Here is a 12,934-nt window from a genome sequence, read left to right as displayed (position 1 = left end):
GCCCCCCGCCAGGAAATTGCCAATTTCCAACCATCAGACCAACCCGTTAACCAGCGTATTGTCGCATTGCGTTATGCCTTCCTGCGCGCAGAAGAATTAGGTACCACCGAAGTACAGGGAAGTGAAGGTTATTGGAATATTTTTCGGGAGACGCTCGAACCACTATTGCCAACAACAATCGAGCCCACCGAGTCATACACAAGCGAGAATAACGAAGAACTGGAGATGTATAAAAAACGGGTAGAAAATCTGGAAAAATTCAAGAAGCTATTTTTTGATCTAGAGAAGCGCTGGAATGAAGCCCAAGCCAATGCTCAGGGTTATTACAATGAGCTGTACGCTATGGCCGATAGTGTCGCAGACCGCGAGCAATATGAGCTGTTATTAGGGCAATACAGCAACAGCTATAACGATATTAGCCACTACATACAATCCACTAACTCTGCCCTCACTGGCCAACCGGTAGAAAACAAGACTATCAACATCATACGTCAGGATCCCCGTGCAGCCGAAGAAATTATGAAACTGCGCAATGTTGCGGCAGATCAATATCGCATCATCAACAATCTGCAGCGCCAGCTGGAAACAGCAGAAAGTGCGGAAGAAAAAGAACAAGTCATCAAGGAGCTTGAACAGCAGCTGCAACGGCAGATACGCTTTGTGCAGGAATCCGATACCTGTGTCCAATTGTTAGAGGAAGAACTGAACAAGGCTCACGAACAAATAGCAGAGCAGGCAAAATTATTAGGTAAAGACCACTTGTTGGAGGAGGAAAACCAACGCATCAAAAAAACCCTGCAGAGCTTTACCCAAGAAAGCAAAGAACTGCTGGGCAATCTGGAAGACCTAGAAAAAGAAAATGATCAGCTAAAAAGCGACCTTGAACAAAAATCGGAAAGCACCGAGAGCAACCCGGCAAGCATCCAAAAAATTCAGGATGAATTTGCTGAGCTACGCAAGCAATATACCGAATTGGAAGAAAAATACCTTGAATTGAAATTTAAATAATAAGCAACTGGAAAAAGAGGCAGCGCACCACCAACAAGTGGACATTTGCACCAAAAACCCGTTTAATTCACTGGCTTGGGGCAAGCATTAATAATATTGTAGGGATTGACTTACTGACTGATAACAACAAGGTTTTAGTCCAATGAACAGTAAGACTGAAAGTCAGCCGCTGCAAACAGAATCACCGATACAACAGTATTACTTTCGCGCACTTATCTGTTTTGCCGCATCCGGCACGCTCGCTTCCTTTATTGACTGGGACAACCCCAGCATCACCCACATGGGTGTGATTGTCTTTTTATTGATATACGCCTACGCCACTTATCATTTCACCCGCAAACAAATCCCGGAATTGATGAGCCGCATCAATCGCTGGCTATCCCATGTAGATGCAGCCCTTATTGGTATCGTACTAAGCCTGACGGATTTCAGCATCCTACCCTGCATCATGTTCTTGACGATGATCCAATTCAACGCATTAATCAGTGGCGGTGCACGTAAGTTGATGGAGGACAACAGCGCCTTTGCTGTAGGTGTGCTCCTGAGTTTGATCATACACAAACCGCAACTTGTGCTTTCCAGCAGCATTCAGATAAGCGCCGCAAGCTTGATTGGTGTGGCAACTTATTTTTTAGTTTACGCGATTTACATGCATCAACGCTTTCACAAATTGATGCTCAGTCAAAAGCAGCTCGAAAATGAGCAAAAATGGCACAAGATCCGCGCTTATAAGTTATCTCGCTACCTACCACCTACCGTCTGGCAAGCCATTAATCGTGGCGACGATAAAAACCTGCAAGCCGAACGTAAACGCATCAGCGTGTTTTTTTCAGACATCAAAGACTTCAGTCAATTGTCCGAAGAAATTGAAGCGGAAGCATTGACCGAATTACTCAATCACTACCTGACCGAGATGTCGAAAATTGTTGCCCATTATGGCGGCACTATCGATAAGTTCATGGGCGATGGAATCATGGTTCTTTTTGGTGATAGTGCAAGCAAAGGCGTAAAAGATGACGCAACACGCTGTGTTGCCATGGCGATCGCCATGAAAAAACGTATCAAATCCATGCAACAAGAATGGTTTAACCAAGGTATCAAAAAGCCATTACAAGTTCGTATGGGTATCAACACCGGTTACTGTACCGTAGGTACTTTCGGCACATCCAATCACCTCGATTACACAGTGCTAGGCACACAAGTTAACCTCGCAAGCCGCCTTGAGTCAGCAGCAGAACCAGATGAAATCCTGATTTCCCATGAGACTTGGTCACTGGTGAAAGACACCGTGATGTGCCGCGACAAAGGCGAAATCCAGGTTAAAGGTTTTTCAATGCCCGTCAAAGTGTATCAAGTTGCGGATTTGCGTAAAGAAATGGGTAAAAACCAGAGCTACTTTGAAGATCGTGCCGAAGGCTTTTCCATGTATTTGGATATGGAAAAAGTGCGTAACTATGACAAACAAAAAGTGATTGAATCACTGGAAAAAGCAGCTGCCCGCTTGAAAGACAAAGTGATTATTTAACTTATTAAATAATCACTTTGCTGTTAACACCGATTTATATATTTCGCTCGTTTATTGCCTGATCAATCTCATATCGAAGGGCTTGTCATGCTCATTCGATGAGCGAAATGGATTGATATCCAATCCACCGCGCCGCGTGTAACGCGCATAAACGCTCAACGATTGCGGTTTGCATTCACGCAAAATATCGCAAAATATCCGCTCTACACAATGCTCGTGAAAATCCTGATGCTCCCTGAAAGAAATAAGATAGCGCAGCAAATTATCATGCAGTATCTGATTACCTTTGTAGGAAATAAACACACTGGCCCAATCAGGCTGTCCGGTTACCGGGCAATTCGTTTTCAATAAATGGCTGACCAATACCTCTTCAGCAATAGCTGATCCAGTCATTAATAACTCAGGCGAGGGATGATAAGTATCGATAGAAACATCTAATTCATCTAATTCAATGGCTGTCGGCTGAGCAATAAACTCCAAGTAATGCCCACTTGGGTGGCCATGGGTAATGGGCAATAATTGAACCTCAACAGTTGCATTTGCTATCGCAGATAAATCACGTTCAAGCACAACCAAAACATCTTTCTGACTTGCAAAGCGAGTTTGATTAAAAGAGTTTAAATACAACTTGAATGATTTGGATTCAATAATGTATTTGCTGTCACACGGAATCCTGAATTCGGCAACAGCCACTTGTGGTTTACCTGAAAGATTTAACCAGGATAGCTCATACCCCGTCCAAATATCGACACCATAAAATGGCAAGACATCAGTTATCAACAAGTGTTTACGCGATTCAGCTCGCGTAATTGGAAATAGCAACTGGGGCGCATATTCAGAAACATATTCTGTCTGCTGCCCAAGAGGGTTATGACTCATATTAATTCCATAATCAAGCGCGCAATCGCTTACCCGTTTTTAAAAGATGCATAGCGACAGCAAAAAGAATTACCACAAATAACGTCAGGCCAATCAATGCCATACTGATATGAACATCACTAATACCCAACATGCCATATCGAAATGCATTAACCATATGCAAAATTGGGTTAAGTATTGATACCTGTTGCCAAAACTCCGGCAGCAAATTGATCGAATAAAAAACGCCGCCAAAATAGGTTAACGGAGTTAAAATAAATGTCGGGATAATTGAAACATCATCAAATGTATTCGCGTATATTGCATTAATGAATCCAGCCAATGAAAACAATACAGAGGTCATAAACACAATGAACAATGTAGTAAGCCAGTGATGAATATGCAGATTAGTAAAGAATAACGACATACCCGTCACTATCAAACCAACCGCCATACCGCGTGCAACACCACCCATTACGTAGCCCAGCAAAATAATATAATTAGGCGTAGGCGACACCAACAATTCTTCAATACTGCGCTGAAACTTTGCACTAAAAAATGACGATGACACATTGGCATAAGCATTGGTGATCACCGCCATCATGATCAATCCGGGAGCAACAAACTCTATGTAGCTGAAGCCTCCCATCTCTCCTATACGACTGCCGATTAACTTACCGAAAATCACGAAATACAAAATCATTGTGATCGCCGGGGGCAGCAATGTTTGAATCCAGATGCGCGTAAAGCGCTTTATCTCTTTACGTAAAATAGTAAGAAATGCAATCCACTGCTCACTGACGGTCATGATTGCACCTCATTTTTATTAGCACTTACCATAGCGACAAACATCTCTTCGAGTCGATTGGCTTTATTGCGCATACTGACAACTTCGATTTGCTGCTCAGTCAACTGTGAAAACACCGCATTTAATGATTGCCCTTTTTCTACCTCCAACTCAAATGAATGATTATCAATTGGTGTAACATGATGCCCATTCAAGTGAGGCAAGGATTGTAAATGCCCCTTTACATCAAAAATGAAAGTTTCTTTGTTCAACTGCTGCAACAAATTTTTAATACTGGTGTTTTGCACAAGCGTTCCGCGATCAATAATCGCCACATTGCGGCAGAGGCTTTCGGCCTCTTCCAAATAGTGTGTTGTTAAAATAATAGTGGTTCCGGCAGCATTAATTTCGCGCAAAAAATCCCACATGGAACGACGCAATTCAATATCAACACCTGCTGTTGGCTCATCGAGAATCAACAATTGCGGCTCATGAACCAGCGCACGCGCGATCATCAAGCGCCGCTTCATGCCGCCCGATAGCATGCGCGCAGGTGTATGACGCTTATCCCACAAACTCAGTTGTTTCAAATATTTTTCGGTTTGCAGCTCGGCTTGTTTACGTGGCAAACCATAGTAGCCCGCCTGTTGCAGCACTATATCTTCCACTTTCTCAAACATACTAAAATTAAACTCTTGCGGAACCACGCCCAAGTATTTTTTTGCTCCGGAAAAATCGGTATCGATATTTTTACCAAATACCTCAACCGTTCCCGATGTTTTGCGCACCAGGGAACTGATAATCCCAATGGTGGTGGATTTGCCTGCACCGTTAGGGCCGAGCATGGCAAAAAAATCGCCAGGCATCACATCGAGTGAAATACCTTTTAGGGCTTCGAATTTTTCGTTGTAAACTTTACGCAGGTTTCTTAGTGAGAGTGCCGGAGTCATAACCCCTCGCAGAAATGAATGAAGGTCAGAAAATCTACCACCAGATCAGGGCGCAACATGTCGATTTCAAGTTCAGAACCATCTATTTATGATAAAGAGTATTACACATATCATCTGGAGTTACTCACCGCCTTCAGTACGCAGATCCAGCAATTACCACCATTTAACACTGAGTTCTCCAGCGAAGACGATCAGGAATTTCTCGCTGCACTCGAACTTTTATTGAAACAACCACAGGGGACTGGTTTTTTAGAGCAGGGCCAAGTATTGATGTGCCGTGTTGTCGGCAGCTACCCACACCTGATGCCGCTACTGTATCGCGACCTACTCTGGTTTTTTGGCGGCGACTGCTTACATTACATGCCAGATGAGGAAATTGCTGTTTTTCAGCGACTGGATGAGCAACGCGAAGATGCAAAACAGCAAAACACACCTTTCAGCTACAAGGAAGCACGCGCAAAATCGATGGGTATGCATTAAAAAGAGAGTAAACGCAAAGGAGTGCGTTATCGCCCAAATGGGCAAATTATATCCAGAGAGATTTTTACTGGTCAGTATAACTACTGATGAAACTAGAAATGGATTGCGTAAAACTGGAGCGGGAAACGAGACTCGAACTCGCGACCCTAACCTTGGCAAGGTTATGCTCTACCAACTGAGCTATTCCCGCTAAATGTGGCGTCCCCTAGGGGACTCGAACCCCTGTTACCGCCGTGAAAGGGCGGTGTCCTAGGCCACTAGACGAAGGGGACATTTTGAAAGCTGCCTAGATGACAACAATAAAACGTACTTCACTAACAGATTAAAACGTATTACTTACTACTTTAACTTCCCTTGGTGAGAGAAGTTGGAGCGGGAAACGAGACTCGAACTCGCGACCCTAACCTTGGCAAGGTTATGCTCTACCAACTGAGCTATTCCCGCTAAACGTGGCGTCCCCTAGGGGACTCGAACCCCTGTTACCGCCGTGAAAGGGCGGTGTCCTAGGCCACTAGACGAAGGGGACCCGGACCATCTGTGCTTAGCTTGTTTTTTCAAACGAGTGTCTGCGTCAGAAGTGGGGCGCATTCTAGGGATCGCCCCCGTTCGTGTCAACACTTTTACTTCTTTTTTTATCAGAGTGGAAACAAGCACTTAGCGCTTATCTTATGTGGGTACAGGTCATCCAAAGCGCAAATTCTTGCGCCAGTTTTTTCAATGCTATACTTATGTGTAATGCCATGCCCAACTTTTAATCAATAGGGTTTTAAAAACATCATGTCAGCTTATGTGATAGCCGCAGTATTCCTGCTTTTGATTTTGTTGGCTGGATATTTATTCTTGTCACATTCTATAGAAAAACGTCGCGCGCAACGCCAGCGGCTTATTACTGCACTGCGCGCAAGAAGAAATTCCTTTCGCGATCTTGCTACCGGATTCCCTACCGGATTTTTATCAAATGACCTGACGGGATTGCTGTATCGCGCCATGATCGACTGCTGCGAACAGTTATCGCGTTTGGAACCCAAAGACCCAACTCATGCAGAACAGTTAAGCCTTTACAGCAATCTGCTTGCAGCCCAAAAAGACAGTCAGTCTGCTCAAGGCAGAGTTCGCCTGGACAACCCTCAACAAATCAAAGAAGCTCATCACTTACTTCAAGAGCTGTATAAATTTGTCATGCAACAATCAGCAATGCAATTGATCAATCAAGTTCAAACCGATGCCTATACCGATCAAATCAACCGTTTGGTATTGCAAATATCCGTTGACGGTCACGCTTTTAACGCACGACAGGCACAGCAAGTCGGAAAAACACGTCTAGCTATTCACCATTACGGACTGGCTCGTAAGGCTCTGGCTGCAGAAAATGCCAGCCGTGGTTTTGATAAACAAATTGCACAACTCGATGCAGTCATTGCGAAACTGCAAGAAAAGGCCGATGCCACACCAGAAACAACCAATACGGAAAATTCGACAACAGCAACCCCAGCAAACAGTGCTGATAACTCAAGCAAAGAATGGAAACACTTTGACGAAGAAAATGCTAAATGGAAGAAGAAACAAATTTACGACTAAACAAAAAACGATAAATAACTGCGCCTTGCTCTAAAAAATTACACACGTATTAAGGATAATTCAGTACTCGTTTTATTTGATTAATATTATCAACCACCCATTTCCGGTCAACCGCTCCCCAATCAACAACACGATAGATACCCGCATTATTTTCCAGCGTAATTGCCAACTCATGGATAGCAGCCAACGTATCTTGCGCGGTCCGGCGAGGCATTCCTGTTGCTGCAATTATTCGGGGCACACTATTGCTCCCCTGCTCTATTAGCCAGGTTACATAGATGCGCCGATAGAAGCTGGTTTTGGTTTTGCTATGATCTTCCATAAGGTAATACCCATTTTTAACTATTTCTTTCAACGTTATCCAGACAATGTCTGGATTATTACGCCTACGTCAAATTAAAGATAACGCGATCCACACCTACAACAGCTGGGAATCTTGCAAATTTTTTGTCGCCTCTACCGAAAAACACTCAATATATTCGCCTTGTTCTATTTCACCAATAGACTTTTTAAGTGGCACACGACGTGGTGTAAAGCTGAACAAATCACTGCGTTCTGCATAGTGGCGCACTTTGTGACTCACCAAAACTTCACCTGGTTCCGCAGCGGCTTCCATACGTGCAGCCATACTCACCGCAACGCCTTCCAAATCAGGGATATCAGTCACTTCGTTGTGCACAACCACGACTTCACCCAGTTCAACACCTATGCGCAATTCAAAACCCGCAGCACGCAGTACATTACGCATCATGCAAGCGCATGCCAAACCTGCTGTCGCATTTTTGAAAGTGACGCGTAACGAATCCCCTTCCATATTCGGATGTCCTGCCGCCCACTTCTTCAGGATAGGCTTTATAAGCCCACGAAATAACGATAACTTTTCCGAAAGCTCATCATTTCCCCATTTCGAAAAGCCTTTTAGATCCATAAACAAAATGGTTAATTTACGCACCTGATCTTTTTCATAATCAGCGGCAAGCTCAAGTAACCGCGGCCAAAACTCTTCGCGGATGGCAGCCATTTTTTCTTTTAATTGCAGATGCAATTGCGTATTGGTACGTAACATTAGCTGCGCAAGCTGGATACGCTCAGCTTCCGTTTGCAGTTGCGCTTTTAACTCAGATGGATTGTGACTCCCAAGCTCCTCCACTACAAACTTTACCAGTGCGCCGCCAGCCACATCACTGATCGATTTTAGGCGCAATATTGTTCCCCAGTGGGATGCTGCCAAATGCTCGATAAAAATAGGTAGAGTTGCCAGTTCATGGTCGGCAAGACGATAGGGATAACGTAATTCAACGGTAATTGATTCCGCAAAAATTCGTTCAAATTCATGCGCACGATAGATTGTTTTTTCTTTTCCGTTTTTATCCCAATAAGCATAGTCACATTGGATGTTAGCGATCGCCCAACCTGCACTGATAACTTTCCAAAGTTTACACCCCGTGATATTCGCACCCATCAATTTAACTTTGCCCAAATTTGCACCGCGCAAGTCAACATCAACCAAATTAGCACCGGTAAAATCAGACTTGTGTATATCCATATGACTTAGATCAATGCCTTGTAAATTAGCAGACTTAAAAACTGCACCAACCAGCAAGGCATCACGTACATTGGCTCCGGATAAATCGACACCACTTAGTATGGCATTGGATAAATCTGCACGTTGTAAATTTGCGCCTGTCAAATTGGAGTTGCTGAGATCAACGCGCGTCAATTGTTGATTTTCCAAGTTGCTTCCAGCGAGCGATATATCGCGCAAGATCAAACCACTAATGTCATGCCCACGAAAATCGATATTTTCCAAGCGTGCATTGCGGGTATTGGCAGTGAGCATATTGGCGCGAAATAAAATGGAATTACTTAAATCACAGCCAGCAAGATTGGCGGCAATTAATTTTGCATGGGATAAATCATTATGTTGAAACTGTGCAGATTGAAGGTTTGCCAAAATTAAGTCGGCATATCTAAAACTGCAATGTGTAATTCGGGAATTGCGCAGCGATACTTTGGATAAATCATATTCATCAAAATTCATCCCTTCCAGTTCAACACCATCAAGATTGATTTCACCCATCAGTTGGTGTTTTCGCCAATGATTCCAGGATGAAGCTCCCTTTTTTAATTCTTGTAGTATGTGCTCTTTGTCCATGTGCGTTTACATCTCATCAGTTTGGGCGCGCAGCTTATCAGCAACCTTTTCCACAACAGTGGGTGGATGGCAATAGGCGCGCCAGAATTTCACGATTTTTACCGGGATGGACTCATTTTATCTGTTGTGTATTTATTAGCCATCACATCCTGCGCGCCTTTATATAGGGCAAACCCAAAATCAGCAATACTGTCCCGATGCTTTCACTCAGGAGATGCTTTCTTTATAGTACGCCCGCTGAAAAAAATTCCCTGTTTTTTGATGGCAAAGGCCTCTTGGCTGATAGCCATCTCTCCCGCGAGGTTAGCCCCATGGCCCAATACGTATTTAGCATGCATAGGCTCGGCAAAATTGTGCCGCCCAAACGTGAAATCCTGAAGGATATTTCGCTCTCTTTCTTCCCCGGTGCCAAAATCGGTGTGCTCGGCCTGAACGGCTCAGGTAAATCCACCCTGTTGCGCATCATGGCCGGCGTGGATCAGGATTTTAACGGTGAAGCCCGCCCTATGCCGGGTATCAAAATCGGCTATCTGCCGCAGGAACCACAACTCGACCCAAGCAAAGATGTGCTGGGCAACGTGCAAGATGGTGTGCGCGAAGCGGTGGATGCATTGGCTGAACTGGATGCCATCTACGCCGCTTACGCCGAGCCAGATGCCGATTTTGATGATCTAGCCAAGAAACAAGCCAAGTGTGAAGACATCATCCAAGCGTGGGATGCACACAACCTGCAACACACCTTGGAAGTTGCCGCTGACGCCCTGCGTTTACCGCCATGGGATGCCGATGTAACCAAACTCTCCGGTGGTGAGCGCCGCCGCGTGGCGCTGTGCCGCCTGCTCTTGTCGCGCCCCGATATGCTGCTGCTGGACGAACCGACCAACCACTTGGATGCGGAATCGGTTTACTGGTTGGAACAATTCCTCCATAACTTCAGCGGCACTGTGGTAGCGATTACCCACGACCGCTACTTCCTCGATAACGCTGCCGGCTGGATTCTGGAACTCGACCGCGGCCACGGTATTCCTTACGAGGGTAACTACACCAGCTGGCTGGAACAGAAAGATGCCCGCTTGGAGCAAGAACAGCGCGCTGAAGCTGCACACCAGAAGGCATTAAAAACCGAATTGGAGTGGGTGCGCCAAAACCCCAAAGGCCGCCAAGCCAAGAGCAAGGCGCGTCTGGCTCGCTTTGATGAACTGCAATCGCAAGAATTCCAGGCGCGTAACGAAACTAACGAGATCTACATTCCGCCGGGTGAGCGCTTGGGCGACAAAGTCATCGTGCTGGAGAACGTCAGCAAGGGCTACGGCGACCGCCTGTTGATCGACAACCTGTCACTGAGCATCCCTAAGGGCGCGGTGGTGGGTATTGTCGGTGGTAACGGCGCGGGTAAATCTACTCTGTTCCGCATGATCGCCGGCACCGAAAAACCGGACAGCGGTACAGTGACCATTGGCGACACAGTGAAAGTCGCTTACGTTGAACAAAGCCGCGAAAATCTGGACGATAAAAAATCGGTATGGGAAGCGGTATCCGATGGCTTGGACATTTTGAAAATCGGCAACTACGAAGTTAGCTCTCGCTCCTATGTAGGTCGCTTTAACTTTAAAGGCTCTGATCAGCAAAAACGCGTGGGTGAACTCTCCGGTGGTGAGCGCGGCCGTTTGCATTTGGCAAATACCCTGAAACAAGGCGCGAACGTACTGTTGCTCGACGAACCGTCAAACGATTTGGATATCGAAACCCTGCGCGCTTTGGAAGATGCGATCCTCGCCTTCCCCGGTTGCGTACTGGTGATCTCGCACGACCGTTGGTTCCTCGACCGTATTGCAACACACATCCTCGCTTACGAAGGCGATTCCGATATTGTTTTCTTTGAAGGCAACTACACGGAATATCACGAGGATTTCGTCAAACGTAAAGGGCATGACTCGCAGCCGAAGCGGATGAAATACAAACCGCTCAAGGCGTAAAAAGATCGAAAAAGGCAGCTCACACGAGCTGCCTTTTTTGTTTCTGCAGCTCACAATAACCATTCCACTACTCATAAAAAATGATAACGGCTCTCTCTACAAGACTTATCCAAAAGACTTGTTCAAAAAACTAATCATAGGAGAACACATGCAACAAAAAATCCTGACACTCCTTTCACCGCTTCTGTTTCTGTTGCTAGGCCACAACGCCTATGCAGCGGATGGAGCAACCAACCTTGTCCTCACCCAAACAGCTGCAGGATGGTTTTGCGTAGGCCTATTTGTCATCGCTTATGCGTTTGTGATGCTTGAAGAAAAATTGCATCTACGAAAATCCAAACCGGTACTCGCCGCTGCCGGTATCATTTGGGTGATTATTGGTTGGATTTATACGCAGCATGAACAATCTGCTTTAGCAGAACAGGCCTTTCGCCACACACTGCTTGAGTTTGCCGAGCTGATGCTATTTCTGTTAGTTGCCATGACCTATATCAATGCGATGGATGAGCGCGGTTTATTTAATGCGTTGCGCGGATGGTTAATTAAAAAAGGGTTTAGCTATCGGCAATTATTTTGGATTACCGGCTTGATGGCATTTTTTATTTCGCCCATCGCCGACAACCTCACCACTGCGCTGTTGATGTGCGCCGTGGTCTTAAAAATTGCCGACGGTGAAAAAGCCTTTATCAATATGTGCTGCGTCAATATTATTGTTGCCGCAAACAGTGGCGGTGCCTTTAGTCCTTTTGGGGACATTACTACCTTGATGGTGTGGCAAGCAGGGAAAGTCGATTTCTTTACGTTCTTTCATTTATTTCTGCCGTCACTCGCCAACTTCCTCGTACCTGCTGCGATTATGAGTTTTTTTATCCAAAACAAAACCGCACAAAAAGATGAGGAAGATTTGTTTTTGGAAACACTCACCTACAAAGAAGGCGCATTCCCCATTTTGTTTTTGTTTTTGGCCACTATCGCAAGCGCAGTGCTCGGCCATGTACTGATTCACATGCCGCCCGTTTTAGGCATGATGCTGGGCTTGGCCTACCTGAAAATATACGGTTTCTATTTGCGTAAAAAAGGCATTGTTGATCTTAAAAAAGTAGAAACTGTGCACTCGGATTTTATGCCCGACAAAAATGAAAATCCGATTACCAAAGTTCCACTACCCTTTGATGTCTTTCAGCCGCTTGCGCGCCTTGAGTGGGATACACTGCTATTTTTTTATGGCGTTATTATGTGTGTAGGGGGGCTTGGGTTTATGGGTTATCTCACACTGATGTCCGAGTCGCTTTATGGCAATTTCAGCGAAACGGTTTCCAATATCAGTTTGGGATTGGTCTCCGCTGTTATCGACAACATTCCCGTGATGTATGCAGTGCTCACCATGGCACCGGATTTTTCGCAAGGCCAATGGCTGTTGATTACCCTAACGACCGGCGTTGGTGGCAGCATGTTATCAATTGGCTCGGCAGCAGGCGTTGCGCTTATGGGGCAGGCACGTGGTTACTATACTTTCCTTGGGCACTTGAAGTGGACACCAGTAGTTGCGCTGGGATATTTCGTGAGCGTGTATCTTCACCTCTGGTTGAATGCGTCAATAATGTAAAAATGTTGCGC

11 protein-coding genes and 4 tRNA genes are annotated in these 12,934 nt (G+C 45.3%); 6 read left to right on the top strand and 9 right to left on the bottom strand.

All coding sequences use genetic code 11. The features are described 5' to 3' along the window. Together VC28_RS01390 and VC28_RS01385 are read left to right on the top strand one after the other, a co-directional pair. A partial coding sequence (locus VC28_RS01390; protein ID WP_197085471.1) for a GumC domain-containing protein occupies positions 1-1,008 on the top strand: 1,008 nt, incomplete at its 5' end. 142 nt (positions 1,009-1,150) lie between these two features. Continuing rightward, positions 1,151-2,533 carry an adenylate/guanylate cyclase domain-containing protein gene (locus tag VC28_RS01385; RefSeq protein ID WP_049629090.1) on the top strand — a complete coding sequence of 461 codons (1,383 nt, stop codon included), beginning with the start codon at positions 1,151-1,153 and terminating at the stop codon, positions 2,531-2,533. A gap of 51 nt (positions 2,534-2,584) precedes the next feature. Here the strand turns inward: VC28_RS01385 and queF are convergent, their stop codons facing one another. The 3 genes from queF to VC28_RS01370 are packed head-to-tail and all read right to left on the bottom strand — an operon-like array spanning position 2,585 to position 5,128. Next, positions 2,585-3,412, bottom strand: a complete 828-nt coding sequence (gene queF / locus VC28_RS01380) for an NADPH-dependent 7-cyano-7-deazaguanine reductase QueF (RefSeq protein ID WP_197085470.1) — start codon at positions 3,410-3,412, stop codon at positions 2,585-2,587. 13 nt (positions 3,413-3,425) lie between these two features. Next, the gene (locus VC28_RS01375; protein WP_049629088.1) at positions 3,426-4,199 is read right to left on the bottom strand and encodes an ABC transporter permease; all 774 of its coding nucleotides are present in this window, start codon (positions 4,197-4,199) and stop codon (positions 3,426-3,428) included. Further along, the gene (locus VC28_RS01370; protein ID WP_049629087.1) at positions 4,196-5,128 is read right to left on the bottom strand and encodes an ABC transporter ATP-binding protein; all 933 of its coding nucleotides are present in this window, start codon (positions 5,126-5,128) and stop codon (positions 4,196-4,198) included. The genes VC28_RS01375 and VC28_RS01370 overlap by 4 nt, the downstream gene beginning before the upstream one ends. Before the next feature lie 57 nt (positions 5,129-5,185). Here VC28_RS01370 and VC28_RS01365 point away from each other — a divergent pair, with 57 nt between their 5' ends. Beyond that, positions 5,186-5,608, top strand: coding sequence for a PA2817 family protein (locus VC28_RS01365; protein WP_231591612.1), 423 nt, complete (start codon positions 5,186-5,188; stop codon positions 5,606-5,608). A 114-nt stretch (positions 5,609-5,722) separates the two neighbouring features. On the opposite strand, the gene VC28_RS01360 is transcribed toward VC28_RS01365, so the two are convergent. The 4 genes from VC28_RS01360 to VC28_RS01345 all read right to left on the bottom strand — a co-directional run bounded on the left by VC28_RS01360 (position 5,723) and on the right by VC28_RS01345 (position 6,134). Continuing rightward, a tRNA-Gly gene (locus VC28_RS01360) sits at positions 5,723-5,798 on the bottom strand. Between the two features lie 6 nt (positions 5,799-5,804). Further along, positions 5,805-5,880, bottom strand: a tRNA-Glu gene (locus VC28_RS01355). A gap of 96 nt (positions 5,881-5,976) precedes the next feature. After that, positions 5,977-6,052: transfer RNA gene (locus tag VC28_RS01350), tRNA-Gly, on the bottom strand. Positions 6,053-6,058: 6 nt separating this feature from the next. Next, positions 6,059-6,134, bottom strand: a tRNA-Glu gene (locus VC28_RS01345). Between the two features lie 314 nt (positions 6,135-6,448). Here VC28_RS01345 and VC28_RS01340 point away from each other — a divergent pair. Continuing rightward, positions 6,449-7,186, top strand: coding sequence for a hypothetical protein (locus tag VC28_RS01340; protein WP_231591611.1), 738 nt, complete (start codon positions 6,449-6,451; stop codon positions 7,184-7,186). A 49-nt stretch (positions 7,187-7,235) separates the two neighbouring features. On the opposite strand, the gene VC28_RS01335 is transcribed toward VC28_RS01340, so the two are convergent. After that, positions 7,236-7,508, bottom strand: a complete 273-nt coding sequence (locus VC28_RS01335; RefSeq protein ID WP_049629085.1) for a helix-turn-helix domain-containing protein — start codon at positions 7,506-7,508, stop codon at positions 7,236-7,238. 96 nt (positions 7,509-7,604) lie between these two features. Next, positions 7,605-9,341 carry a pentapeptide repeat-containing protein gene (locus VC28_RS01330; RefSeq protein WP_049629084.1) on the bottom strand — a complete coding sequence of 579 codons (1,737 nt, stop codon included), beginning with the start codon at positions 9,339-9,341 and terminating at the stop codon, positions 7,605-7,607. A gap of 311 nt (positions 9,342-9,652) precedes the next feature. Between VC28_RS01330 and ettA the strand changes: the two genes are divergently transcribed. Together ettA and nhaD are read left to right on the top strand one after the other, a co-directional pair. Beyond that, positions 9,653-11,317: an energy-dependent translational throttle protein EttA gene (gene ettA, locus VC28_RS01325; protein WP_049629083.1), complete on the top strand. Its 1,665-nt coding sequence runs from the start codon at positions 9,653-9,655 to the stop codon at positions 11,315-11,317. Positions 11,318-11,465: 148 nt separating this feature from the next. Continuing rightward, the gene (gene nhaD, locus VC28_RS01320; RefSeq protein WP_049629082.1) at positions 11,466-12,923 is read left to right on the top strand and encodes a sodium:proton antiporter NhaD; all 1,458 of its coding nucleotides are present in this window, start codon (positions 11,466-11,468) and stop codon (positions 12,921-12,923) included. Positions 12,924-12,934: the final 11 nt, after the last annotated feature.

The sequence above is a fragment of the Cellvibrio sp. pealriver genome, assembly GCF_001183545.1.
Classification (GTDB): domain Bacteria; phylum Pseudomonadota; class Gammaproteobacteria; order Pseudomonadales; family Cellvibrionaceae; genus Cellvibrio.
Note: the sequence above shows the minus strand (reverse complement) of the source record. Positions and strands in the feature narration are given on the sequence as shown.